This window comes from Pseudomonas sp. lyk4-R2A-10 (assembly GCF_030209075.1).
Classification (GTDB): domain Bacteria; phylum Pseudomonadota; class Gammaproteobacteria; order Pseudomonadales; family Pseudomonadaceae; genus Aquipseudomonas; species Aquipseudomonas glycinae.
Genome location: NZ_JARVSR010000010.1, coordinates 265,638 through 288,426, shown reverse-complemented (window position 1 = coordinate 288,426; position 22,789 = coordinate 265,638). Strand labels below are relative to the sequence as shown.

Sequence of the window (22,789 nt, the reverse complement as noted above, 5' to 3'; positions counted from 1 at the left end):
AATTCGGTTAACCCGGACGCCGCCCTTGCAGGGACATGCGCACAGGCAAGGTGATGGAGGCCGGTGGCCGCTCGCTTAAAGCAGGCGCATTGCGCAGCGCGGCGAGCACTTGCGTATCGATTTCGGGGTTGCCGCTGGACTTGATCAGCTCGACCCGGGTGATCTCGCCGACGCTGCTCAGCCACACATCGGCCTGCAGCGAAAACGCGAGGTTGCGCAGGTCGGGGTTCTCGCGCAGCAGCTTCTGGAAAGTGAACGCGAGGAACTGGCTATAGGTGCCGTTGCCCAGTCGCCCACCGCCGGATCCGGCCATGCCGCCGCCCTTCCCCGCGCCGATGTTGAACGCGTCGCTGCCGCTCTGCGCGTCGCCGTCGATTTGCATCGGGTTGGCCAGATCGTCCGCCGGCGATGGCGGCGCCTCTTCCTCGGGTTTCACTTCCTGCGGCTCGGGCGTCGGCTCGGGCTCGACGATTTTTTCTTCCACCGGGGTTTCCGGCTCCGGCGGTTTTTCCGGCGGCGGAGGTGGCGGTGGCGGCAACGGAATGATCGTCGGCACCTTCGGCGCTTCCCGGCGGATGCCGCTCATGTCGTTGGCCCACTGCCACAACAGGAATGCCGCGACGGCACCCAGCAGCAGCCCGGCGCCCCACTTCACGTAACGCAGTGGCGACTTCTTCACCGGCAAAGGCTCGATTGGCAGTTGTGCAGTCATCACTCAGCCCTGCGTCGGTTTGCCGGTAACGAGACCGACCTGGGACAGTTCGAGCCGGCGCAGCAGGTCCAGCACTTCGATGACCTTCTGGTACTGCACCGTGGCGTCGCCGCGCACGATCACCGGGAAGTCCGGGTTCTGCGCCTTCTCGATCCGCAGGCGTTCTTCCAGCTCCGGCAGGGTCACCGGATAGGCGTCGAGGAACACCTGGCCGCCGTCGTTGACCGAAATCGCCTTGGTCTTGGCTTCGGACAACGACACCGCGGCGCTGGCCTTGGGCAGGTTGATCTGGATCCCGGAGACCTGCGCGGTGGCGGTGAGGATGAACATCACCAGCACCACCATCAGCACGTCCACCAGTGGCGTGATGTTGATGCTGTCTACCGCTGCATCTTCATCATCGTCGTGGGAGGCATTTACGGACGCCATGTCAGTGCTCCTCAGGCCGGTACGGAGTGGTTGGCGTGATGGCCGCGCTGATGCGCCGCTTCACTGGACTGGCCTTCGCCATGCATCTCCGCCAGACGGGTGATGAACTCGTCGACGAACACGCGCATGTCGGCGCTGACTTCCTTGTTGCGGGTGATCAGGCGGTTGTAGCCAAACAGCGCCGGGATCGCGACGAACAGACCCATGGCCGTGGCCAGCAACGCGGCCGCCATGCCCGGCGCGATGGCGTTGATGTTGACGTCGCCGGCCATGGCGGTGCCGAGGAACACCACCATGATCCCCAGCACCGTGCCGAGCAGGCCGATGTACGGGCCGCCGGCGATGGCGTTGGACAGGGTCGAGAGTTTCGAGCTCAGTTGCTGGTTTTCACGGGTGCGGACGCCGTCCATGGAGCAGCGGATCGCTTCGATGGTTGCGGCGGAAACCGACGAGGTATCGGCGCCCTGCTCGCGGCGGGTGCGGATTTCTTTCACGGCCACCAGATACAGGCGCCACAGCGGCGAATGCTGCAAACGCTGGGCGAGCTGGGTGTCGTCGGCGAACATTTCCAGGCGAGTGCCAACCTTGGCGAATTGCACGCGGAAGTCTTCGTTGGCGGCGGTGACGCGGCTGAGGGTGCGGTTCTTGCGCAGCATGATGATCCACGACTGGAACATCATCAGCACCAGCACCGCGATGATCACCCAGGCGTCCACCGGCACCGCGTTGAGCAGGAAGCCGAGGCTGCCGAAACCGAAACCGGACTGTTCTTCATCAACGCCATAGGCGACCAGTTTCGACTCGGCGCCTTGGGAAGTGGCATCGGCCAGCAACAGCGGTGCCGGACGGGCGACTTTCGACAGGCGCAGTTCATCAATGGCGCCCACGAATGGCTGGAACGCGCTCGGGGAAAGATCAGCACCAATGGCCATGACCGAGTTGAACGCCGGCATCGCCTGGGCCAGTGCCGCACTTTCGCGACCGTTGATGTACAGCGTCACTTTCGCGCCTTCAGCGGTCAGCGCGATGTGCTGCCATTGGCCGGGATTCAACGGCTGCGTGGCGACGGCACGCTGGCCGTCGATTTCCACGAACGGTACGCCCTGATTCACACCGACCAGCAGGCTGTTGGCGCCTTCGCGGCGAGCCAGGATCAGTTGCTCGCCATTGGCCTGATCCAGTCGCAGCCAGGCACTGAAGGTGAACGCGCTGCCAGCGTTGTGCTGCAACGACGGACTGGCCGGTAGCAGCAGCGGCTGGCCGCTGAACTGCAAGGCACGCCCGACTACGCCGTCAATCGCGGCGCCGGTCGCGCTCTGCGCGGTGTTGCCGTAAGCGGTGGTGTCTTTGGCCGGAGTACCGGTGGCGCCGTCGAAGTGATAGAGCGCGGTGTAATTCGGATCGAACGTCAGTTGGCCGTTGCCGGTCGCCGGGGCCTTCTGGTTGCCGTAGTACATCCAGATGTCCTGACGCTGACCGCCCTCGACATTCGGCACATCGACCCAGATCTGCGCCATGCCCATCAGCGCGTCGAAGCTTTCGATCTGATGGTTGAGCACGGTCTTGTCATCCGCGGCGACGAAGCGCAGGTCCGAGCCGTCCTCTTTCACGCCGTCGAAGGTGAAGTTGCCGGTGTGCAGGCGCACCAGCAGCGCGGTGCGGCCCAGGGCCTGATTGATCGCGGCGCCTTGCGGCGTGGTGTCGACGGCGATCTGTTTGCGGTAATGCCAGTCGTCCTGCCACCAGGCTTGAGCCGTGGCCGGGAGCACGAAGCCCAGGCAGATCAACAACGAAAGGAATAGGCGCTGCATGAAAAGTGCTCCTGTTAGAAAGTGGCCTGAAGGTTGAAGTGCAGGCGCGATTCCTGTTTCGAGGTGTTCGGCCCTTCGAGTAGCGGGTAGCCCCAGTCGAGGCTGCCGGACAGCCATTTGCTCAGGCTGGCGCGGGTGCCGAGGCCGACGCTGGCCAGGGCGTAATTGGCGTCCTGGTCCGGCAGTTCGTCGCGCAGATAGAGTTGCGCACCTTCGGCGAAGGCGTAGAAGCGCCAGTCCTGCATCCAGGTGCCGGCGTACTTGGCCAGTGACGGTGTGCGCAGTTCTTCGCTCAGCAGGAAGCCGTCATCGGCGGTGCGTTCGGCGGCCAGATAACCGCGCACCGAAGTCGCGCCGCCGGCGGAGAATTGCTCGTTGGAAACCAGCGGTCCCGATGCCAGCTGGAACGCGGCTTTGCTTGCGCTCTGCCAGTCGCTGTCGAAGGTCCAGGTGAAGTTGGTATCGCCCTTGAGCACGGCGAAACTCGGGTTGGCGCGGTAGCGTTTGTAGTCGAAGTCTTCGTCGGAACTGCCGTAGCCGAAGATGCTGCGAGTGGCCGCGACCAGGCTCAGGCCGAGGCCGAGCTGGCTCTTTTCGCTGTAGCGATAGCCGTTGTAGGCGAAGGTGAACGGCGCGTACTTGAGCGGCACCTTGTCGCTCTCACCGGACAGGGTCAGGCGTTCGTCGAAGTCCTTGAAATCGATGCCCACCGACAGCGAGTTCGACCAGTTGCCGCTGGACGGGATCGTGTAGATCGCCGCTACGCCGTAGGAGTGGCCCTTGCCGAGCACGTTGCTGCCGCCGATGGTGGCGACGTTGCTGTCGGACTGGTAACCGGAGAACTGCACACTCCAGCGCTCGGTCAATGGCGCGGTGTACGAGCCGGACCAGACCTTGGCGTTGTCAGTCTCCTGGGGTGCGGTGAAGAACGTCAGGTTGACGCTGTGCCCCAACTGCCAAAGATTGTTGTAGCCGAGGCTGGTGACGGTGCGCAGTTTTTCGGTGTCGGCGCTGTAGTCGTTGTTCAGCCCGACGCTGGCGGTCCACGGGTTCTGGTCTTCGACCTGCAGGTCCACGTCCATGGTGCCGGGGCGCTGACCTTCACGCACCAGCGGCATCACTTGGCGGCCCGGGGTCTTGTTGAGTTGGGCCAGTTCGCCCTGGACCTTGGCGAAGTCCGGCACCTCGCCTTCTTTGAGAGCTGGGACGTTGTCGCGAATATCCAGCGGCGAATAGTGTTTGGCGCCAACCACACGCACCCGGCCGACCTTGGTTTCGCTGACTTGCAGGTAGACGATGCCGTCGGCCACCGCCTGCTCCGGCAGTTCGACGAACACCGATTGATAACCGCGCTCCTGATAGGCCTTTTGCAGGGCATCCCGCGCGCCTTCGATATCGCTCAAGGCTTTTTGCGGGCCGAGGAACGGGTACACCGCTTCTTCGATCGCCCGCGCATCGAGCACGGTGTTGCCGCGCACGAAGTATTCGTTGACGTCCACCAGACGCTGCGCCGCTGCGTTCCCGGCCTCATCGGCGAACGCCGGCTGCGCGCCGGCCGTCACCAGCAGCCAGCCCCACAGCGCCAGCCGTGACGTGAAAATCTGCTCCACACTACCCCCTGAATTTCGCGATGACCTGTTGGCGCTCATGCGCCTTGCGTGTGCGTCAGTTACTGGCGTTCTTGATTGCTGAAGTGCAGGCCCCGGTGTGCTTGCCCAGCCAGGTGTGCAGCAGCGCGAAGTTCAAGGAGAACTCGGGCATTTGCAGCAGCGCGCCGCAGAACACTTCACCGATGATTTTCTGGATGAGCTGCACCGCACGCGGCTCGTTGAGCAGCGTGGCGATGTCGCGACTGAGGACGTTGAAGCTCCAGACTTTCTGGTTCAGGCCAAGGCCGACGAACCAGCGAAACAGCAGGTTGTAATTGAGCTGTTCGTAGAGCTGCTGCTCGCTGGGCACCGAATACAGCAGTTGCAGCAGCAGGATGTGCATGACCGTCTGCGGGGCGATCAGCATGCCGGGTTGGGCATTGAGGTCGTGCAGGAGATCGCGGTGGGCGTCGAGCAAGTCATCGATCTGCGGGCGCAGCAGCACCAGCGAATGCCCCGGCGGAATGTAGCTGGAGACCTCCTTCAAGGCGCCCTGCCAGTCATCCTGCGAGACGATCCAGACCCACGGCGCGCCGTAGCGATACACCGAAACCGGCTTCTTGCGCGCGGCTTCGACGATCTTCGACAGGCGTTGATCGAGTTCCTGCATGCCCACTTTCGAGTAGCGTTCCATAGTCCCCATTGCCTCACTCCCGGCGTCCCGCCTCGGCTTGTGAAAAGCGCCCCTCAGGGCCCCTCAAGCGCGTTACATAGGCATGACCGGACTGGCGATGTGCTACCGAACTTTTGTCATAAAAGCTTCATTACGGAAATTGCTGAAGGTTTTGCGTTGTGTTGAAGAAGTCAGCAGATCAGGTATACACCGGCCAGGTATCGACGATCTTGCCGCCACGCACCGCCAGCAAGTCGCCGAATTGCAGAAGGACGGCTTCGGTCTGGGTCGGGCGCAAGAACACCTGATCCTCCACCGTCAGCCCCACGGCATTCGAGCCATTGACCATCTCCTGATTCGAGCTACGGCCGTAAACACCATTGCTCTGCAATCCGGGCGGCGATTCGAATTCGGCCATCCAGTTGCCACCGTAGATGAAGAAGGTCTGGCGCTGGTTGGTGTCCCACCACGAAAACAGTTTCGACTTGTCATCCAGCGCCGGGATGTTCACCGCACCCGTGCTTTTCAACACCGGCGTGGCGATGTACGCGGCAGGTTCATGTTCGACCAGCGACGGCAGATCGTAATGAGTCGGCTTGAGCATCGCCGTCCCCACCGACACCTCACTGCTCAGGTGTTCGTTTTCATGCATGCGATAACTCGGGCTGCCGGCCGTATTCAGGCACAAGCCGTCATGCCACAGCGCCGGATATTGCTGCCGGGTGAAGTCGACGCAGCGCTGATAAATCACCATCACCTTGGCGAACAGTTCCTCGGGCGAACCGAGAATCCCCGGCACGCCCATGCCCACGAACGGGTCGTAGCCCATGAAGCCGGCGAACGCCAGATGCTGCGGGTTGGCGGCGATCAGCGCGAGCATCTGCCCGAGCACGTTCACGTCACTGACGCCGCCTCGATGCAGGCCGACGTCCAGCTCGATGTTGATCCGCATCCGCGTGCCAAATCCCTGGGCCAGTGCGAGGTATTGCTGCAAGCGTTCGGGGTTGTCGATCAGCCATTGCAGTTGTTTCGTCGGGTCGAAGGGGCCTTTGTGAGTCTGGTAGAAAATCTCGGCCGAGCGCACCGGCAGCGGTTTGCCGAGCAGAATGTCGGACTGCGGAAACGTCACCGCATCGTGATTGAGAAACGGCTGATGGAACGACATCAGCCGCTGCGTCCCCGCCCGTTGGCCGATGTAGCGGAGCAAGCCCGGCGATGGCAATGACTTCTCTACCAGCCGCAACTGCTTGCCCGCGCGTTTGACCGAGCGCATCACCACGTCGATGTTGTGATCCAGCCGATCCAGATCGATCAGCAACACCGGGCGCATCGGGCCTTTGGTCTTGAGTTCGTTGTTCAGCGCCCGAAAATAGTCACTGTAAGGCCCGCCGCGATCCCCCGGCCTTAACAACGCACCCACGCCCACCAGCAAAGCGCCAACACCCAAAGTTCCGAGCACGAAATTACGTCGATTGACCGCCATCAGCTCACCCCCAGAATCGACGACAGATGCCCGTTGAGAAACTTGCCGCTCGGGTCCACCGCCTGGCGTACCTGAATGAATTCCTGCCAGCGCGGATAGAGCGTTTGCAACGTACGGGCATTGAGCGTGTGCAATTTGCCCCAGTGCGGGCGGCCGTTGTACTTCCAGAAGATCGGCTCGACGGCGGCGAAGAAGTTGTGGTGGTCCATCTGGTAATGCTGGTGGACCGAGATCGAACAGCTGTCACGGCCTTCGAACATGCTCAGCGGAATGTCGTCGGCCTTGACGTAGCGGTACTCGATGGGAAACCAGGTGCGCAGGTCCTTGTCGCGAATCAGTTTGAGAATCTCCCGCAGGCAGGCCGGGCCGTGTTCGGCGGGCACCGAATATTCCATTTCGTTGAAACGCACGGTGCGCACGTTGGCGTAGATCTCGAACGAGTCGCCGACCCGGTCGTCGAAACTCGCCAGATGCCGCAGGCTGTTGAGCAGCGAACTGCGCAGGTTCGGGAAATCGCTGCCGTACTTGTCGATCTTCTCGATCAGGGTCACGAACTCGTTGCCGCCCTCCTCTTCGGGCGGAATCGGCAGCGTGGGCGGGTCGGTGGTTTCGTTGAGGGCAATCGACAAGGCGTAGTCGGAATGGGTGACGACGAGCATCTCCCAGTGCTGGTTTTCGCGGGTGTTCTTGTCCAGGTCTTCCAGCAGTTCTTCGGTTTTGGCGATCCACTGGCGCTCCCGCAGGCGATAGGCCGGACGGTTTTGCAGGCGGATTTTGGTGGCTACGCCCAACGCGCCGAGGGATACCCGGGCGGCGTTGAATACTTCGGGATGTCGCTGGCTGTCGCAATCCAGCACCTCGCCACGGGCGGTCACCAGTTGCATCCCGCAGACGTGGGCCGAGTAGGACTGGAAGGTTTTGCCGGTGCCATGGGTGGAGGTGGAAATGGCCCCGGCGAGGGTCTGGTAATCGATGTCGGCCATGTTCTGCAGGGCCTGGCCGACGTCCTTGAGCGGCGTGCCCATGCGTGACATCGGCGTGCCGGCAGCGAATTCGGCTTGCAGGGTTTTCGGGTCGTGATCGAGCAGACCGTTGAAGTAGCTCAGCGACAGCAACGTGCCGTCGGTGGGCACCAAAGCACTGAAGGAATGCGCCGAACCGACCGGGCGAATCTTGCCCGGTGCCTGCTGAATCACTGCGGTCAGTTCATCCAGATTTTTCGGTGCCACTCGCGCCGCCGGCAGGCAACTCTGCCCGCCCGACCAGTTGCGCCAGGGAATCAGCCGAGGTGCGCGCATCAACTGGCCCAGCGCCGGATTGCAGGCCAGCGCGCTGAACGCGCCGACGATGCTTGCCCGTTGCAATAACTGCCGGCGTGTCAGATCTATCGGCATGCCAGGATCCTTATTTTGGGAGCGGCTGATCGGCCATGAAGCCGATCAGCTGAAGGAATTGTTCTTCCGAGCACTCGACGCACTGGCCCATCGGCGGCATGCCGTTGTAGCCATTGATGGCGTGGTCGAGCAGCGTGTCGGCGCCCTGCTGGATGCGCGGTTCCCAGGCCTTGCGGTCGCCGGTCAGCGGCGCATTGGCGGCGGGGTTGGCGTGGCAGAGCTGGCAGCTGTTGGCGTAGATCTGCGCCAGCGCCGGGTCGGAGGGCATGGCACCAGGGGCGATGCCGGATGAGGTCGGGGGTTTGGCGTCTTCGCCGCAACCGGCCAGTGCAACGGCCAGCATCAGCAGCCAGGTGAATCGGGATGCCCGCATAAAGATCCTCGCGTGAGGTGCCGCTTATTGTTGTGATCCCACCTTAAGGCAGCAACGGCGGCGGGTTGAGGGCATTGCGGGACAGTGAGGGGGGCATCCGGGGCCAGTCGGGTTCCCTGAAGAATCGGGTATTCCTGAAAACCTGTGGGAGCCGCGGTGTCATCCCCTCTGCCCTGCGCCTTTGGGTGACATTCGCGTGACATTTGCGGGTTTAAATTTCGGCGCATTCAGGCGTATAACCGTTACAGACTTTTTCAATGACGCGGGGTAGCGACATGACCACAGCAAACATCCTTGGCAACCTGTTCCCTTCTGTCAGCGACATCCCGGAAAAATACCGCCTCGACGGTCAGGTCGAGCAACGCGAATACCTGGTCGATGGCCAGTTGCGCCGCTGGGACGGCCCGCTCGCCACCGTGCGCAGCCCGGTCTATCTGCACGGCGATAACGGCGACGAACAAGTGATCCTCGGCAGCACACCGCTGCTGGACGCCGACACCGCCCTCACCGCTTTGGATGCGGCCGTGCGCGCTTACGATCGAGGCCAGGGCCTGTGGCCAACCCTGCGCGTGGCCGAACGCATCCAACACGTCGAAGCTTTCCTCGGGCGCATGCGCCAGCAACGCGACGCCGTGGTGAAACTGCTGATGTGGGAGATCGGCAAGAACCTCAAGGACTCGGAAAAAGAGTTCGACCGCACCTGCGACTACATCGTCGACACCATCAATGCGCTGAAAGAACTCGACCGCCGCTCCAGCCGTTTCGAGCTGGAACAGGACACCCTCGGCCAGATCCGCCGCGTTCCGCTCGGGGTGGCGCTGTGCATGGGGCCTTACAACTATCCGCTGAACGAAACCTTCACCACGCTGATTCCGGCGCTGATCATGGGTAACACCGTGGTATTCAAACCGGCCAAGCTCGGCGTACTGCTGATCCGTCCTTTGCTTGAAGCCTTCCGCGACAGCTTCCCCACCGGCGTGATCAACGTCATCTACGGCAGCGGCCGCGAGACCGTCAGTGCGCTGATGGCCAGCGGCAAGATCGACATCTTCGCCTTCATCGGCACCAACAAGGCCGCCAGCGACCTGAAGAAACTGCACCCGAAACCACACCGCTTGCGCGCAGCATTGGGCCTGGATGCGAAGAACCCCGGCATCGTCCTGCCGGAAGTCGATCTGGACAATGCGGTCAGCGAAGCGGTCACCGGCTCGCTGTCGTTCAACGGCCAGCGCTGCACCGCGTTGAAGATTCTGTTCGTGCATGAAGATGTGGTGGACAGCTTCATCGAGAAATTCAACGCCAAACTGGCCAGCCTCAAACCGGGCATGCCGTGGGACAGCGGGGTTTCGCTGACGCCGCTGCCAGAGTCAGGCAAGGTCGATTATCTGCATGGGCTGGTGGCCGACGCGCAGAGCAAAGGCGCCCAGGTGGTCAATCCGAATGGTGGCGAGTCGCGGGAATCGTTCTTCTATCCGGCGGTGCTGTACCCGGTGACGCCGCAGATGCGCGTTTATCAGGAAGAGCAGTTCGGGCCGGTGGTGCCGATTGTGCCGTACCGTCACCTCGATACCGTGATCGACTACGTGCTGGAATCGGACTTCGGCCAGCAACTGAGCATCTTCGGCACCAACCCGGTGGCCGTCGGCCGACTGGTCGACACCTTCGCCAACCAGGTCGGGCGGATCAACCTCAACGCCCAGTGCCAGCGCGGCCCGGACACCTACCCGTTCAACGGTCGCAAGAACTCCGCCGAAGGCACGCTGTCGGTACACGATGCACTGCGGGTGTTTTCGATCCGCACCCTGGTGGCGACCAAGTTCCAGGAACCCAACAAGGATCTGATCAGCGAAATCATTCGCGGACGGGATTCGAACTTCATCGCCACCGACTACATCTTCTGAGGAGGAATCAGCGCTGAGCACTTTCAGCCCCCACCGCTGGCCGCCGCTGTTGCGGCGGATCCTGCGGCCGTTGCTCGACCCGTATCGACGTTATCGCCATGCTCGAACGATTCACGCGGTGCGGGTCGCGTTGGGGTTGCTGGCGACAATCCTGCTGACCACCGGCATCAATCTGCCCCACGGCGAATGGGCGTCGGTGACCATGCTGGTGGTGATTGGCGGCCTGCAGCACCACGGCAACATCGGCAAGAAAGCCGCCGAGCGTGCCACCGGCACCTTGATCGGTGCCGGCGTCGGTTTGTTGATCGTGGCGCAACAGGCGTGGCTGGGCATGCCGTGGCTGACCTATTTTGCGATGGCAGTGGTCTGCGGATTTTTCTCGTATCACGCCATCGGCAAGGGCGGCTACACCGCCCTGCTCTCGGCCATTACCGTGTTCATTGTCGCCGGGCATGGCGACAACCCGATCACCGACGGGCTGTGGCGCGGGGTCGATATCCTGATCGGTATCGCCCTGGCCCTGGCCTTTTCCTTCGCTCTGCCGCTGTACGCGGTGTACTCGTGGCGCTACAACCTGGCCGACGCGCTGCGTGACTGCGCCACGGTGTACGGGCGGATCATCGGCGGCCAACCGGTGACGGCCGACGAACACTTGAAGTTGATGAGCCGGCTGAACGCGGTGATGGTGCAACTGCGCTCGCTGATGCCGTCGGTGTCCAAGGAAGTCAAAGTCTCGATGACCGAACTGGACGCCATTCAGCGCAACCTGCGTATGTGCATCAGCACCCTGGAAATCCTCGGCAACATTCGCCCGGATGCCAACGACCCCGACGCCATGACGCACCTGCAAGCGGCGCTCAAGGCCGAGCACCGGCATATTCGCGTGCAATTGATCGGCATGGCCCGAGCGTTGAAAACTGGTGCGGCCCAGAGGCTGGGGCGCCCGGTGGAATTGCCGGACGCCAGCCTCGATACGCCTGTCTACAGCCCGCTGGATGGCTACCGTTTGTTGACCCGGCAACTGGCGGCCAACATCGGCGAAATGCGTCAGCGCCTGGCGAAGACCGCACCGCGCTGGAACATCTGAGGTTTACTGCGCGGCCAGGCGCCGCGCCTTCAATCCCCAACCCTGTTGCATGCCCGCAGCGGCCAATAGAATCGCCGCCACGCCAATCCATTGCAGGGTTTGCAGTTGATGACCGAAGGCAAACCAGTCAACGAAAATCGCCGCGATCGGGTAGATGAATGACAGCGCGCCGGTCAATGCGGTCGGCAGTTTCTGGATCGCGCCGTAGAGCAACACGTACATCAGACCGGTGTGGACGATGCCCAGTGTCACTAAACTGGCCCAGGCACTCGGTGCCTCGGGCATCGCTGAAAAATGGGCGAATGGCGCGAGCAACAGCACGCCGGTGCAGACCTGGATCAGCGCAATCAGATGCGGCGGCGTGCCGGTCAGGCGCTTGATGATCAACGCGGCGATGGCGTACAGAAACGCCGCCCCCAGCGCCAGCGCAATCCCCATCAGGTAATCATTGCCACCCTCGCCCTGCCCGCCGTGGGCACTGACGATGGCCAGCATTCCCATGAAAGAAATCGCCAGCCAGAACATCTTCTGCAGGGTGATCCTCTCGCCGAGAAACAGCGCCGCCAAACCCACCAGCATGAACGGCTGCACGTTGTACACCGCCGTGCCGATGGCAATCGAGGCCCTTGAGTAGGAGGCGAACAGCAGCACCCAGTTGCCGACGATTGCCACCCCGCTGAGCACCGCCAGCAAGAATGTGGTGCGGGTCAAGATGCCTGGGCGCAGAAAGCCGAACGCAGCGCAGATCAGCAACAAGGTCCCGGCGCCGAACACGCAGCGCCAGAACACCACGTCCATCACCGGTTGCCCGGACACCAGTACGAACCAGCCGATCGTCCCGGATATCAGCATGGCAGCGGTCATTTCGAATGAGCCGCGACGGATTGTTTTGTCCATCATCTATCTCCTTAATGTGTGGCAAAAGTATGCCAAGCGAGATCGGGGCCTCTCCAGCGGAAAAAGCAGGCTAAACTCGGTTTCTGCCTTTTTTATCAAGGGTAGTTTGTGCCATTCGCCTAATGCGGGAGTTTCTTGTATGACCGACGATATCGACCAGATCCTGATCGGAGCCCTGATGGAGGATTCGCGGCGCTCGCTCAAGGCCCTGGCGCAAATCAGCGGGTTGTCATCGCCGAGCGTGGCCGAGCGCCTGCGGCGGCTGGAGGAACGCGGTGTGCTCAAGGGTTACACCGTTGAAATTGACCCGAAATGCTTCGGCTACCAGTTGCAGGCCATCGTCCGAGTGCGGCCATTGCCGGGGCAATTGCAGGAAGTCGAGCGGCAGATTCTGTCGATTCCCGAGTTTACCGAGTGCGACAAGGTCACCGGCGAGGACTGCTTTATCGCCCGCCTGCATGTGCGTTCGATGGAGCAACTTGACACCTTGCTCGACCGGCTGAATACGCTGGCGGAAACCAATACGGCGATCGTCAAGAAGACCCCGGTAAAACGGCGGTTGCCGCCAATGGCCTGAGCGGCGTAGATTGATTTTTTCCGGCGAAGGATTGGCGGTATGAAAATTCAGGCAATGATGCTGGCTGTGTTGATGCTGGCCGGGTGCGGGACGGTGCAGACCGTGGCGTTCAGCGATAAGTTTTCCACCGACCAGTTGAAGGCTAAAAAATCCTACTGCGGCGCTGTACCGCGCATCTACAGTGGCGTGACGTACGACTTTTGCATGCTGCACGCCGAAAAGCCGGATGACGTCGATGCGTTCAACTACAAGAACGCGACACCGGGTCTGCTGGTCGATGCGGCCGTGTCGGGAGTGCTCGATACGTTGCTGCTGCCCTACACGATCTACAAGCAACAGGCCGATGGCAGCATCGAGATCAATTGATCGCCTGCTCTCTTTATCGCAGGCAACAAAAAACCCGCTTTCGCGGGTTTTCTGTTTATAGCGGTGCAGCGATCAGTCGTCGCGGCTCATGATGCCGAAGATCTGCAACAGGCTGACGAACAGGTTGTAGATCGATACATACAGGCTGATGGTCGCCATGATGTAGTTGCGCTCGCCGCCGTGGATGATGGCGCTGGTCTGGAACAGGATGCAGACCGACGAGAACAGCACGAAACCTGCGCTGATCGCCAGTTGCAGGCCGCTGATCTGGAAGAACATGCTTGCCAGCGTCGCGCCCAGCAGGACGAAGAAACCGGCGGTGATGAAGCCACCGAGGAAGCTCATGTCCTTACGGGTGATCAGCACGTAGGCCGACAGACCACCGAACACCAGTGCAGTCATCGCAAACGCGGAGCTGACCACTTCAGCGCCGCCCTGCATGCCCAGGTAACGGTTGAGGATCGGGCCGAGGAGGAAACCCATGAAACCGGTCAGGGCAAACGCCGACACCAGGCCCCAGGCAGAGTCACGAAGCTTGTTGGTGAGGAAGAACAGCCCGTAAAAACCGATCAGTACCACGAAAATGTTCGGGTAGCCGACCCGCATCTGCTGGGCCACGAACGCCATCACACCGCTGAATGCGAGGGTGAGCGCCAGTAGACCGTAAGTGTTGCGCAGGACGCGGCTAACCTCTAGCTGCTCAGCCTGCACGCTGTTGTGAACTGCGTAATCCTGTTCGCGCATGGCGACACTCCTGTTGGTTTGAAACGTTCAGTCGCAAAGATCATAACAGACGCTCTGTAACAAGCCATGCACAGAGTTTGACAGTGTGTTTCATTCAGGTATTATGGCGCCCGCAACGCAACGGAGGTGTGGCCGAGTGGTTTAAGGCAACGGTCTTGAAAACCGTCGACTGTAACAGGTCCATGAGTTCGAATCCCATCGCCTCCGCCATCTTATGTACGACAAAGCCCTGATTATTCAGGGCTTTGTCGTTTTTGGGGTTTGAAATTTCCGCCGCGCTCGTTGAGGTGTTACAAAACTTTTTGAGACGCGTTACAAAACTTTCTGGTTTTTCTCCCTTCTCTGGCGTCCTGCCAAACGTAAAATACTCTTCATGTAACACGGTGCTACGCTGGTTCTTTGGCTACCAAGGAGACCAAAATGCCCAACTCAGACCTACTCCCTTCCCTACTCTTCAAGATCAACGAAAACCAACTCGCCCTCGAAGCCGCCATTATGGAGCTATCGAATTGGGTCGAGCAGCGCGGATCGGCCGACGTCGCTGAGAACGTCCGCGGCGCGCTCTGGGCAATCGATAAGAACGAAGAGTTCATCAAGATGACCTTGGCAGTTCTAATGACGCCCGACTGACAGCTCTTCGCCTCCACCTCGCACAACTGCCCCACCTCGATTACTGTACATGCATACAGAATCTATGCAGTGAACTCCGCAGCATGAATTTCGACCAAGCAAAAACCCTACGGCTCCAGCGATGGCGCGCGGCCCTCGACGATCACAACGTCCGTCTACAGAACCCAGAGTGTCATCGGGAAACCCTTCACGAGATGGCGGCGACGCTTCTCAATGAAGGCTTGATCCACCAGCTTGAGCAGTTCGACATGAATGAGATGGCAGACGCCTCGTACTGGCACGCCGTCGAAGAGCTGCAGAACTCGACCGGGCACTACCGTGGCGCCTCGACCTATGACGTCATTCAGATCGACAACGGAAACCTGCCATGCACTATCAGCCGGTCAATCTTCATCTTTGTGAGTGACGAGCCTCGCGGCGCGTCCTTCGCATACGATGGAAAGGTTTACTCTGACGCGGACGGGGTGCGGCTGATCTCGGGGCTTTCTAGAAAAATTGGAAAAATCGCTGGCCTGGTGCTGGAAAAAAATGGGCTCCGGTACCAACTGATCGAGACTGAGCGAATGATCGCCGGGATCACCCATCGGCCACTATTTGACGAAGACGCGTATCGGGCGCTCGTAGACGTTGCTCAGGTTGCCCAGGAGGTACGAGATCTGCGAACCCTTGAAAAAGGGTGCGACCTCACACGAGTCGGCAGTGTTCTGCATGTGCCCTGCCTGCCTCGATCGATTTGATGCACGTGATGACTGCCCGACCTGCTCGGGAAAAATGTTTTGTGACGAAGCCGGCGCCAGAGATTTTACCCTCTATTACATCTGCGAACGCAATGCTTACATCTATTCTCAGAAGTCTCATCAAGAAACATAGCAACCCGCTCAGAAATCAAAGAACGATGCCCAGGTACACATTTTTCAAGCAATGATCTTCCATACCGCATTAAGCCTATTCTGACTATTTGTTTTCATAAAAAGGAACCTCCTCTCCAGGATTACCGTAAAATACTCCATCCTTAAATATTCCATTGAGTGGTCTTTCGCCTATTTCGGCTAATCTTCCGGCGGAAAATCCTCGAGGAGAAACGCCCTCAGCAGCCTCTGCCTCTGTATAGCCCAACGGTTTCAATGAACGATGACTATCGTCACCTTTTCCACAATAAACCACATTACCATTTCTTGATGATACGGCGATTACCTTCGGGTTACCCCTTCCATCACTGACTCGGTGAAATATTGCGGAGCAAGGGACTTGCCGACTAAACATAAAATTCATATCTAGTGTTTCAGGCACATTCTCAGTTGATAAATCCGCGGAGAGTGAGCCTGAGGAGTTCCATATCACTTTATGTATCGGCACGCCCAGTGCGACACACCGTTCTCTAAGATAATGGAAGTCAGGTTCACTGACATCATGCCCAACGACGACCTTTACCAAAGCATCACTTATATCTACAAAAAAATCGGCACCAACTCTAGAACGAATAACCCATCTAATCTCATTTTCAACACACCAATCCTCATGCTTCAGGAAGAACATCTGCCGATTATAATTATTAACATGAAAATCAAAATATCCTTCTTTATCCTTAAGCCAGTCTTCAAGATACAAGCTGTAAGCTGGGGAATTCCGTTTCGAAAGCTCCGCGAAATCATGATATTCGACCTCGCCATAAAACAAAGTATTACTCCCAGCCGAAGCTACAACCTTCTTGTGAAGGGCGTCCTTATCTAAAACTAGACATACGCCCGTATGCCTGCCGGCGTAGTTAGCCCACATATGGGGATGAAGTGCTCCGTCCTCTCGATCGCGATCGTTGGCCCCTGCAACGCCACAGCACAAAGCATACGAGTTATTAGCTAAATCATCACAAGCATCATCAAACAATACACCTTCAAAATCTGAGATCGCCTTAGGGCCGCGCGCATAAAAAACGAAATCCCTAAACTTACTTTCCTTGGGATCATTAACCCCACCAAGACGACCAAGCCGAAGACTCATATTTCTCAAAATATAATCAATTGCTGTACGAGCAGTCGTATAGTGATAAACAAAAATTTGCTTTTCCATTCACAAACTCACAGTAAAATTTACCTAACTTAGCCAAGAATTATGCCGAACCATTAAGACTTCAATCAAGGTGAGCCACAAAATTATTTATATTCATCCAAATGTTTTATGAAACTTTGGCAAGCGGCTAACGCTATCAATCCCCTATCACCGTCATCGGTGATTGCGATAATTCGTTGAGCATGCGCTGGGTCAAGTCCGGCTCGTACGGCTGCATGATCCACGCTGCCGGCGCCGGAGGTGGCTGGCACGCCGCAGCCCTTGTCAACGTGTGTTGCGTCGAGGAGGACTGACAGGCGGACATCAGCAGTGGCAAGGCGATCACGCAGGCGATCTTGATCACGTTGGGCATCAGTCATTTTCCTAAAGTGGGTTTGCTCACTGGCAGTGAGCCGTTGCTCCAGCGCCAGACGCTTATCCTGCTCGGCCTGTTGCGCAGTGGCTGCAGCCTGGGTCAGTTGATTGAGGGTTTCGGCGTGCAACCGCGCCTGCTCGGCCAGTTGTAGCCCGTACCTCCAGTCCTGAAACTGCGAGGCACTGCCAGCGCCGATTAGTACCAGCGCCAGCACTCCGACTGTTTTCAAGAGGATGGAGATCACACCACCACCGCCCGCGCACGCGACCAGATCTCCAGTCGATCCTGTAAACCATTCAGACCGCCATTAATACGGCGAGTGATGGTGTTGAACTGGTCTAGGTCAGCCAGATCGTTCAGCCCGTTCTGCTTCCAGAACCACGCTGCTGACATGGCCGCGTACTGGGGCAATTCCAGCAGCTCCGGCTCAGTGATCAGGTCGAGGCCCAGCGCCTCGCCGCACGAGGCATAGTTCGCCCGGCCGGTAATCTGGATCAGGCCCCGTCCTCGATATTTCGAACCATCTCCGGGTTGGGTATTGCCCAGATCGGCTCGCCCCTCGTACTTCGCTTGAGCCGGGGTCGGCCCCCAGATCTCGCGAACGAAGCGCAGCTGTCCCGACTCATGGCCGAGCTGGGCGATGAAAGCGGCAACACGCTTTCTACCGACAATTTGGTAGCGCTGCATTGCTGTATTCAGGACAGGTAAGAAAACGCTCGCGACTGGACGGGCATTGGGTAGGATCTGCAGCAACTGCTGCTGAGTGAGCGACATAAAAACTCCAGACATAAAAAAACCGCACTCAGGCGGCGATGGGATGCGGCTACTGCTTCTCGATGTTCACAACCTTGAGGGGTGGTTTCGGCCCTTTCTTTTTCTTGCCCTTGGATTTACCTGCCTTGCCGGCATTGCATTCGATCGTGGTCGACCAGCCGGACTGAGTGAACACCTGCTCGACCGAGTCCGCCAGATACTCGCCATCAAGCCCGACCTTGAAGCCCTGGGCGAGAATCGGCCGCTCGGCGAAGATGTCAGTCCGTCCTTCCATCTCAAACCGCACGTCGGCGGTCGAGCGGTTGAACGCTGACAGCCGCGCCTTGGCGGCCGCTTCGGCGGCGGTCTTGTTTGGGTAGATATGGCGATCGGTATGCACTGCCGGCAAGCCGTCCGGAGCGTCATCGTTGTCGATGGTGACCACCGCCAGCTTGCCGTTTTTCTTATCCTGATGTTTGGTGGCCACCGCCTTGTGCGAGTTGCGATCACCGAGACTGAATTGCCAGCGGCTGAGGTCACTGCGGTTCAGAGTGATGGCGCCGAACGCCTTACCGCTGGCCGTCTGGCCACCCTGGCGCGGCATTACCAACAGCTTGCCGTCGGCCACCTTGGCCGTGCAGTCGTATTGCTTGGCCAGCCGGGTGATGAAATTAAAATCGGACTCGTTGAGCTGGTCGACCCGGGCGACATTGGTCGACACCGGGCAAACCGGCTGCCAGCCATTGCGCGCGGCCACGTCAGCCACGATCTTCGACAGCGGCACATCTTCCCAGCTTCCGCTACGGATGGTCTTGCCGCTGCCACGCATGTCGCTGGCCTTGCCCTTGATCACGATCGTATCGGGTGGGCCTGACACCTCGACCGTGTCCACGGTATAGCTGCCCATGCGCGCCAAGGTCGTTTCGGCATACCCTAGGTAAATCTCGATTGAGCTGCCGCGACGAGGCAATTGCACTTGCCCGTCACGGTCGTCGATACGCAACTCAAACTCGTCGGACTCCATGCCTGGCTTGTCAGAGGTACGCAACAACAACAGCCGATCATTGATCTTGGCCGTGACATCAGCCCCATCGGCGACGATTCGAAACATCGGAGTCATGGTTTTTTCCAAAAAAAAACCCGCACAAGGCGGGCCAGAAAAACAAGGCGTCGTTACGCGTAACGCGACGCGGCGCCGGCGAAGGTATCGCCCCGGGTCAATCCCACAAGCTGACGCCCTCACTGGTCGGGCTGGGCAGATCCGGCAGGACAATAATCACGCCCGCCCGGAACGGCTGAGGCTCATCGGCCAACCCCTGATTGGCATCGAGCACGGCCTCGACGCTGCCATTCAGATGGCCGTAAACGTTGTTGCAAATGACATCGAGCATGTCGCCGTCAGACGTCCTGCATGTCGTCGCCATAGCGCTCAAACTCCAAAGTGAACCCCTGTTTGCGAGCAATACCGCCGTGCAGCAGAGCGGACTGTTCCTCGTTGATGTTTTTCAGGCACCAGGTCCCGATCACCTCGCCATAGCCCGTGGTCAGGGTCAGCGGTTGCAGCCTGGCCCCGATGGAACGCAGCGTGTCGAGCTGCTTTAAACCGCCTTTGAAGCCCGGATAGATCGTGCCCTTGAGTGTCAACTTTTCATCACCCATACCGATGGCCTGCTTCGCCGGCCGGCGTGTCAGCCGCTCCTGCGAAGCCCAGCGGAATTCGGTCGAACGGCTCAGCTCATCAAAGGCCGCCGTGTCCAGGTTGAAGTAATACGGCTCAATCTTCGGAGCGCGCGGCTGAATGATCATCAGGTGCGGGAACGGCTTCACCGCCTCCGGCGCCGGCGTGGCCTCCACGGCAAAGGAACTGGTGGGCACGATGTTGGCCAGCGACGGACTGACCTTGCCGGCGACGTTGTTGATCGCCGTGGCCACCTTGCCCGCCTGTTCCTTCAATGTGCCCAGCCGCTCCTGCACTTCGGCCGCGGCCCGGGTAGCGCGGCCGTACACCGCCGCCACCTGACCGATCTTGGCTTGAGCCGCATCGACGCCGCGCATCACCCGCTGAAGCTTGGCGCCGATGGCCGGACCAACAAACGGGATGTTCTCCAGCTCGGACGCGGCGCCGATCAGTTCGCGGATCGCGCCGTTGACCGGGGTCAGCATGCCGTCAGCACTGCGCCGCCCGGTTTCCGCTGCCTCGACCAAATACTTCAGGCTCGATTGCATTTGCTCCATGTAAGCCATGAAACCTCCTTAGACATGGGGTTCGTCGTACAGCTTGGCGGCATTACTCTTTGCCGCATCCGCCATCATTCGCTGCATGTGCGGCATCAGATCCTGCGCCAAAGCTTGCGGGTCCTTGACGTCGCCCTGCACCGTGACCGGCATGTTCAGCGAGTACTGAAACTGCTGGTCCACCTTGGCCTGCACCGGTTTTTCTGGCTCCTTGGGCTGGATCGCCGTCGCCGCCGATTTGAGCGGCGCCGTCACCGCCATCGAGCGCGCGACATCCCCCAGCACCGGGCCTTGCTGCGCCGCTGACATCAGCATGAGCGGCGTGGCCGGCACCGGCGCCTTTGCCGTTTGTTCGGGCTTTTCATCCTCACCGCCGAACAGCGACTTACCCAACGACCCGCCCAGCGCCGCACCGCCCTGACTGCCCAGATACGCACCGATCATGCCGCCGATAGCGGTGCCGATGATCGGCACCACCGAACCAATGGCGGCGCCTGCTGCTGCACCGGCCATGGTGCCGGCCAAGTTGCCAGCGGCCGCACCGTAGCCCTCGGCTTTTTCGTCCTTGGTCTTGGCGCTTTGAAAGGTTTCAAATGCCATCGCCCCGGACTCCAGCAGCGTGCCGCCAGGAATTACCTTGGCCGCCTTGCCGACCTTACCGACGGATTCTGCAACGACGCCGAGCTTTGACAGCACACCACTTGGAACGGCAGGGGCTGATGGCGTCGGGATCGAAACAGGTGGACGCGGAGCCGGAACAGATGGGCGTGAAACCGGAACAGGTGGAGGAGGCACAGACGGGCGAAGCCCTCTCGAACTCGGCAACGACCGACGCCGAACGCTGCGCCTTGACCCACGTCCACGTCGGCGCGATTCGCCCGACGCATCCACACCGCCACCCATAGCACCGGCATTGACGACGAAAACCTTTTTGACGCCGTCGTTACCTGCGCCAGTTTCAGTGCCAAGGCCGCCGCCCGTTGCCGTTTCCTTCACCCGCGAGACAACATCCAGGCCAGTCGCTACTAGATCAAGTTCACCGGGCTTTTGATTGCCGTCTCTTTCTCTCCTGCCACCGCGCGAACCGCGTGCAAGGTTGATTAGCCCCTTGCTGATTTTGATCGTGCTGAAGATACCTTTTAAGGCGATCAGCCCCGCCCCGACCGTGGCGATACCGGCAACTACCCCGGGCGCGCTATCCGTCAGCGACGTAATGCCTTTAGTAACCTTGGTCAACGACTCGGCCACAGTGTCCGTCACCGGGCGCAGCGCATCACCGATGCTACGCATGGCGTCATCCATCGACTGGGCCATTTCCGCCCATTTCTGCGATGATGACTCGCGCCGCTCGGCGAGGTTCTTGTCGAGGATCCCGGTCGCCTCACGCGAATCGTTTTTGAGCTGGCTGTATAGCGCCTTGTTCTGCATGTAGGCGGACAGTGCGGCCTTGACCTGCATGTCAGCGAACAGGTCGCCGGTGCGCAGGGACTCCTCCAGCGAGGCCATCATGGCCTTGGCCTTATCCGGATCGGCTTCCTTGCTGATTTTCGACGTCGCTTCGGCCATGGCCGCCGCGCGCTTTGGATCGGTCGCCTGAATGTATTTCTGAGCCAGCGCCATACTGGTTTCAAGCGTCGACATGCCGTTTTGCAAACCGGTCTGCATCGACCCCTTGTAGTCGATACCGGCCTTTTCGTAAGCCTTGACCGTATCGCCCGAGCCGATTTTGCCCATCCAGTTTTTCAGGTTGTTGGCCGCTTCATCCGAACTGCCGGCCTGCTTCATCTGCACCTGCAGCATGGCGCCCAGTTGCGTCACCGCGTCCAAGCCGGTGATACCGTTGCTGGCCATGTTGGCCAGCAGCTCCGGAAACCACTTGGCCATGTCGGCCGCTTCAAAGCTGCCCGCCTGCCCTTGGTAAGCGATCGCCTCCAGCGCCTGCTGCATCTGCTTGGGGTCGGTGATCTTGGCGTTCTGCCCCAGGGCGTTGATCATCTTCGCCGTGTCGACGCCGCTGGATCCCTGCCCCACGACAAACTTGGCCGCGACAGGCGCGTATTCCAGCGCCTTGCTCAAGTCCATGCCGGCGCCGACCAACTGATTGACCACGTCGGCCACATCATTGCGCGCCATTCCGGTGTCGCGTGAAGTGTCGATGATCTTGCGCGACATCTCCTGCTCTTGCGGCTTGTTGGCAATGCCGGCCTTGATCGCAATGTCACGCACAATCGCGCCAAAGTCAGCGCTGACCTTGGTCGGTACCGCCATGGCACCGACACCGACCACCGCTGCACCCACGGCGCCCTTCATGCCCTTTGCGCCAGAATCAATCTGCTGATGACCCTTGGCTTTCAGCTCGGCCTTGTTGGCCGTCTGCCCCATCGAGCGATAGGCTTTTTCCAACCGGCCAACCTCGACCCCCTGCTTTTTCAGGGTGTCGAGGTTCGAGTTCAAACGGCTGAGTAATTTGGACGCACCGGCAGCGCCGGTGTCGTGAGCCTTTTTCCATTCTTCGCGCAGGCGGATGGTGTCGCCAATCGTGCGCTGCAGCACGCGCGCTTTGTTGCCCTCAGCCTCAAGGCGCTTGATGCGCCCGGTCACGTCCTTGAACGCGGCGCCGACCGTGGAACTGACGGCACCGCCGATCACCAGCCCGAGGGCGAGTTTGTTTGCCATGTCATGGCCCTCATGTGCCCAGCACTACCGGTGGCAG

Annotated in this window: 23 protein-coding genes and 1 tRNA gene; 7 read left to right on the top strand and 17 right to left on the bottom strand. The window is 60.0% G+C overall.

The features are described 5' to 3' along the window. Positions 1 to 7: 7 nt before the first annotated feature. The 8 genes from QRN46_RS14855 to QRN46_RS14820 all read right to left on the bottom strand — a co-directional run bounded on the left by QRN46_RS14855 (position 8) and on the right by QRN46_RS14820 (position 8,464). The gene (locus tag QRN46_RS14855) at positions 8 to 712 is read right to left on the bottom strand and encodes an energy transducer TonB family protein (RefSeq protein ID WP_011333919.1); all 705 of its coding nucleotides are present in this window, start codon (positions 710 to 712) and stop codon (positions 8 to 10) included. 3 nt (positions 713 to 715) lie between these two features. Beyond that, complete coding sequence (locus QRN46_RS14850; RefSeq protein ID WP_007955109.1) at positions 716 to 1,141, bottom strand: ExbD/TolR family protein; 426 nt, start codon at positions 1,139 to 1,141, stop codon at positions 716 to 718. Positions 1,142 to 1,152: 11 nt separating this feature from the next. Next, positions 1,153 to 2,952 carry a DUF2341 domain-containing protein gene (locus tag QRN46_RS14845; protein WP_285355506.1) on the bottom strand — a complete coding sequence of 600 codons (1,800 nt, stop codon included), beginning with the start codon at positions 2,950 to 2,952 and terminating at the stop codon, positions 1,153 to 1,155. Between the two features lie 14 nt (positions 2,953 to 2,966). Continuing rightward, positions 2,967 to 4,562, bottom strand: coding sequence for a ShlB/FhaC/HecB family hemolysin secretion/activation protein (locus tag QRN46_RS14840; protein WP_285355504.1), 1,596 nt, complete (start codon positions 4,560 to 4,562; stop codon positions 2,967 to 2,969). Between the two features lie 55 nt (positions 4,563 to 4,617). After that, on the bottom strand, positions 4,618 to 5,244 hold the full coding sequence (locus QRN46_RS14835; RefSeq protein WP_074690888.1) for a transposase: 627 nt from the start codon (positions 5,242 to 5,244) through the stop codon (positions 4,618 to 4,620). Positions 5,245 to 5,413: 169 nt separating this feature from the next. Further along, positions 5,414 to 6,697, bottom strand: a complete 1,284-nt coding sequence (locus QRN46_RS14830; protein ID WP_011333915.1) for a DSD1 family PLP-dependent enzyme — start codon at positions 6,695 to 6,697, stop codon at positions 5,414 to 5,416. Further along, positions 6,697 to 8,025 carry a D-arabinono-1,4-lactone oxidase gene (locus QRN46_RS14825; protein ID WP_181457863.1) on the bottom strand — a complete coding sequence of 443 codons (1,329 nt, stop codon included), beginning with the start codon at positions 8,023 to 8,025 and terminating at the stop codon, positions 6,697 to 6,699. The genes QRN46_RS14830 and QRN46_RS14825 overlap by 1 nt, the downstream gene beginning before the upstream one ends. 76 nt (positions 8,026 to 8,101) lie before the next feature. Then, positions 8,102 to 8,464: a c-type cytochrome gene (locus QRN46_RS14820; protein WP_011333913.1), complete on the bottom strand. Its 363-nt coding sequence runs from the start codon at positions 8,462 to 8,464 to the stop codon at positions 8,102 to 8,104. 275 nt (positions 8,465 to 8,739) lie between these two features. Between QRN46_RS14820 and QRN46_RS14815 the strand changes: the two genes are divergently transcribed. Next, positions 8,740 to 10,365 carry an NADP-dependent glyceraldehyde-3-phosphate dehydrogenase gene (locus QRN46_RS14815; protein ID WP_011333912.1) on the top strand — a complete coding sequence of 542 codons (1,626 nt, stop codon included), beginning with the start codon at positions 8,740 to 8,742 and terminating at the stop codon, positions 10,363 to 10,365. Positions 10,366 to 10,411: 46 nt separating this feature from the next. Then, positions 10,412 to 11,452: an FUSC family protein gene (locus tag QRN46_RS14810; RefSeq protein WP_181457862.1), complete on the top strand. Its 1,041-nt coding sequence runs from the start codon at positions 10,412 to 10,414 to the stop codon at positions 11,450 to 11,452. A 3-nt stretch (positions 11,453 to 11,455) separates the two neighbouring features. On the opposite strand, the gene QRN46_RS14805 is transcribed toward QRN46_RS14810, so the two are convergent. Beyond that, on the bottom strand, positions 11,456 to 12,349 hold the full coding sequence (locus QRN46_RS14805; RefSeq protein ID WP_041475250.1) for a DMT family transporter: 894 nt from the start codon (positions 12,347 to 12,349) through the stop codon (positions 11,456 to 11,458). A gap of 139 nt (positions 12,350 to 12,488) precedes the next feature. On the opposite strand from QRN46_RS14805, the gene QRN46_RS14800 reads away from it, so the two are divergent. Both QRN46_RS14800 and QRN46_RS14795 read left to right on the top strand, forming a co-directional pair. Next, complete coding sequence (locus QRN46_RS14800; RefSeq protein ID WP_064381847.1) at positions 12,489 to 12,926, top strand: Lrp/AsnC family transcriptional regulator; 438 nt, start codon at positions 12,489 to 12,491, stop codon at positions 12,924 to 12,926. Between the two features lie 39 nt (positions 12,927 to 12,965). Beyond that, on the top strand, positions 12,966 to 13,292 hold the full coding sequence (locus QRN46_RS14795) for a YceK/YidQ family lipoprotein (protein WP_064381848.1): 327 nt from the start codon (positions 12,966 to 12,968) through the stop codon (positions 13,290 to 13,292). Between the two features lie 72 nt (positions 13,293 to 13,364). On the opposite strand, the gene QRN46_RS14790 is transcribed toward QRN46_RS14795, so the two are convergent. Next, on the bottom strand, positions 13,365 to 14,036 hold the full coding sequence (locus QRN46_RS14790) for a Bax inhibitor-1/YccA family protein (RefSeq protein ID WP_007955123.1): 672 nt from the start codon (positions 14,034 to 14,036) through the stop codon (positions 13,365 to 13,367). 122 nt (positions 14,037 to 14,158) lie between these two features. Between QRN46_RS14790 and QRN46_RS14785 the strand changes: the two genes are divergently transcribed. From QRN46_RS14785 to QRN46_RS14775, 3 genes are all read left to right on the top strand, one after another. After that, positions 14,159 to 14,246, top strand: a tRNA-Ser gene (locus QRN46_RS14785). Between the two features lie 210 nt (positions 14,247 to 14,456). Further along, positions 14,457 to 14,666: a hypothetical protein gene (locus tag QRN46_RS14780; RefSeq protein ID WP_016774031.1), complete on the top strand. Its 210-nt coding sequence runs from the start codon at positions 14,457 to 14,459 to the stop codon at positions 14,664 to 14,666. Between the two features lie 83 nt (positions 14,667 to 14,749). Continuing rightward, positions 14,750 to 15,403: a hypothetical protein gene (locus tag QRN46_RS14775; RefSeq protein WP_285355487.1), complete on the top strand. Its 654-nt coding sequence runs from the start codon at positions 14,750 to 14,752 to the stop codon at positions 15,401 to 15,403. 217 nt (positions 15,404 to 15,620) lie between these two features. Here the strand turns inward: QRN46_RS14775 and QRN46_RS14770 are convergent, their stop codons facing one another. The 7 genes from QRN46_RS14770 to QRN46_RS14740 form a co-directional block, all read right to left on the bottom strand. Continuing rightward, positions 15,621 to 16,733: a DUF2971 domain-containing protein gene (locus tag QRN46_RS14770; RefSeq protein WP_285355485.1), complete on the bottom strand. Its 1,113-nt coding sequence runs from the start codon at positions 16,731 to 16,733 to the stop codon at positions 15,621 to 15,623. An 83-nt stretch (positions 16,734 to 16,816) separates the two neighbouring features. Continuing rightward, positions 16,817 to 17,323, bottom strand: coding sequence for a lysis system spanin subunit (locus tag QRN46_RS14765; RefSeq protein ID WP_502942404.1), 507 nt, complete (start codon positions 17,321 to 17,323; stop codon positions 16,817 to 16,819). A gap of 5 nt (positions 17,324 to 17,328) precedes the next feature. Continuing rightward, positions 17,329 to 17,862, bottom strand: a complete 534-nt coding sequence (locus QRN46_RS14760) for a glycoside hydrolase family 19 protein (protein ID WP_285355483.1) — start codon at positions 17,860 to 17,862, stop codon at positions 17,329 to 17,331. A 49-nt stretch (positions 17,863 to 17,911) separates the two neighbouring features. Beyond that, a complete protein-coding gene (locus QRN46_RS14755) occupies positions 17,912 to 18,961 on the bottom strand; it encodes a phage late control D family protein (RefSeq protein WP_285355480.1) in 1,050 nt (349 codons plus the stop codon). 97 nt (positions 18,962 to 19,058) lie between these two features. After that, complete coding sequence (locus tag QRN46_RS14750) at positions 19,059 to 19,265, bottom strand: tail protein X (protein ID WP_285355478.1); 207 nt, start codon at positions 19,263 to 19,265, stop codon at positions 19,059 to 19,061. Next, the gene (locus QRN46_RS14745) at positions 19,240 to 20,085 is read right to left on the bottom strand and encodes a phage tail protein (protein ID WP_285355476.1); all 846 of its coding nucleotides are present in this window, start codon (positions 20,083 to 20,085) and stop codon (positions 19,240 to 19,242) included. Before QRN46_RS14745 ends, QRN46_RS14750 begins: the two co-directional genes overlap by 26 nt. Before the next feature lie 9 nt (positions 20,086 to 20,094). Beyond that, the gene (locus QRN46_RS14740; protein WP_285355475.1) at positions 20,095 to 22,752 is read right to left on the bottom strand and encodes a phage tail tape measure protein; all 2,658 of its coding nucleotides are present in this window, start codon (positions 22,750 to 22,752) and stop codon (positions 20,095 to 20,097) included. Positions 22,753 to 22,789: the final 37 nt, after the last annotated feature.

What these genes read in the sequence shown, in the direction of transcription:
- QRN46_RS14855 (WP_011333919.1), bottom strand. Translation starts at nt 712, where the DNA reads ATGACTGCACAACTGCCAATCGAGCCTTTGCCGGTGAAGAAGTCGCCA.
- QRN46_RS14850 (WP_007955109.1), bottom strand. Translation starts at nt 1,141, where the DNA reads ATGGCGTCCGTAAATGCCTCCCACGACGATGATGAAGATGCAGCGGTA.
- QRN46_RS14845 (WP_285355506.1), bottom strand. Translation starts at nt 2,952, where the DNA reads ATGCAGCGCCTATTCCTTTCGTTGTTGATCTGCCTGGGCTTCGTGCTC.
- QRN46_RS14835 (WP_074690888.1), bottom strand. Translation starts at nt 5,244, where the DNA reads ATGGGGACTATGGAACGCTACTCGAAAGTGGGCATGCAGGAACTCGAT.
- QRN46_RS14830 (WP_011333915.1), bottom strand. Translation starts at nt 6,697, where the DNA reads ATGGCGGTCAATCGACGTAATTTCGTGCTCGGAACTTTGGGTGTTGGC.
- QRN46_RS14820 (WP_011333913.1), bottom strand. Translation starts at nt 8,464, where the DNA reads ATGCGGGCATCCCGATTCACCTGGCTGCTGATGCTGGCCGTTGCACTG.
- QRN46_RS14815 (WP_011333912.1), top strand. Translation starts at nt 8,740, where the DNA reads ATGACCACAGCAAACATCCTTGGCAACCTGTTCCCTTCTGTCAGCGAC.
- QRN46_RS14805 (WP_041475250.1), bottom strand. Translation starts at nt 12,349, where the DNA reads ATGGACAAAACAATCCGTCGCGGCTCATTCGAAATGACCGCTGCCATG.
- QRN46_RS14800 (WP_064381847.1), top strand. Translation starts at nt 12,489, where the DNA reads ATGACCGACGATATCGACCAGATCCTGATCGGAGCCCTGATGGAGGAT.
- QRN46_RS14795 (WP_064381848.1), top strand. Translation starts at nt 12,966, where the DNA reads ATGAAAATTCAGGCAATGATGCTGGCTGTGTTGATGCTGGCCGGGTGC.
- QRN46_RS14790 (WP_007955123.1), bottom strand. Translation starts at nt 14,036, where the DNA reads ATGCGCGAACAGGATTACGCAGTTCACAACAGCGTGCAGGCTGAGCAG.
- QRN46_RS14780 (WP_016774031.1), top strand. Translation starts at nt 14,457, where the DNA reads ATGCCCAACTCAGACCTACTCCCTTCCCTACTCTTCAAGATCAACGAA.
- QRN46_RS14775 (WP_285355487.1), top strand. Translation starts at nt 14,750, where the DNA reads ATGAATTTCGACCAAGCAAAAACCCTACGGCTCCAGCGATGGCGCGCG.
- QRN46_RS14770 (WP_285355485.1), bottom strand. Translation starts at nt 16,733, where the DNA reads ATGGAAAAGCAAATTTTTGTTTATCACTATACGACTGCTCGTACAGCA.
- QRN46_RS14760 (WP_285355483.1), bottom strand. Translation starts at nt 17,862, where the DNA reads ATGTCGCTCACTCAGCAGCAGTTGCTGCAGATCCTACCCAATGCCCGT.
- QRN46_RS14755 (WP_285355480.1), bottom strand. Translation starts at nt 18,961, where the DNA reads ATGACTCCGATGTTTCGAATCGTCGCCGATGGGGCTGATGTCACGGCC.
- QRN46_RS14750 (WP_285355478.1), bottom strand. Translation starts at nt 19,265, where the DNA reads ATGGCGACGACATGCAGGACGTCTGACGGCGACATGCTCGATGTCATT.
- QRN46_RS14745 (WP_285355476.1), bottom strand. Translation starts at nt 20,085, where the DNA reads ATGGCTTACATGGAGCAAATGCAATCGAGCCTGAAGTATTTGGTCGAG.
- QRN46_RS14740 (WP_285355475.1), bottom strand. Translation starts at nt 22,752, where the DNA reads ATGGCAAACAAACTCGCCCTCGGGCTGGTGATCGGCGGTGCCGTCAGT.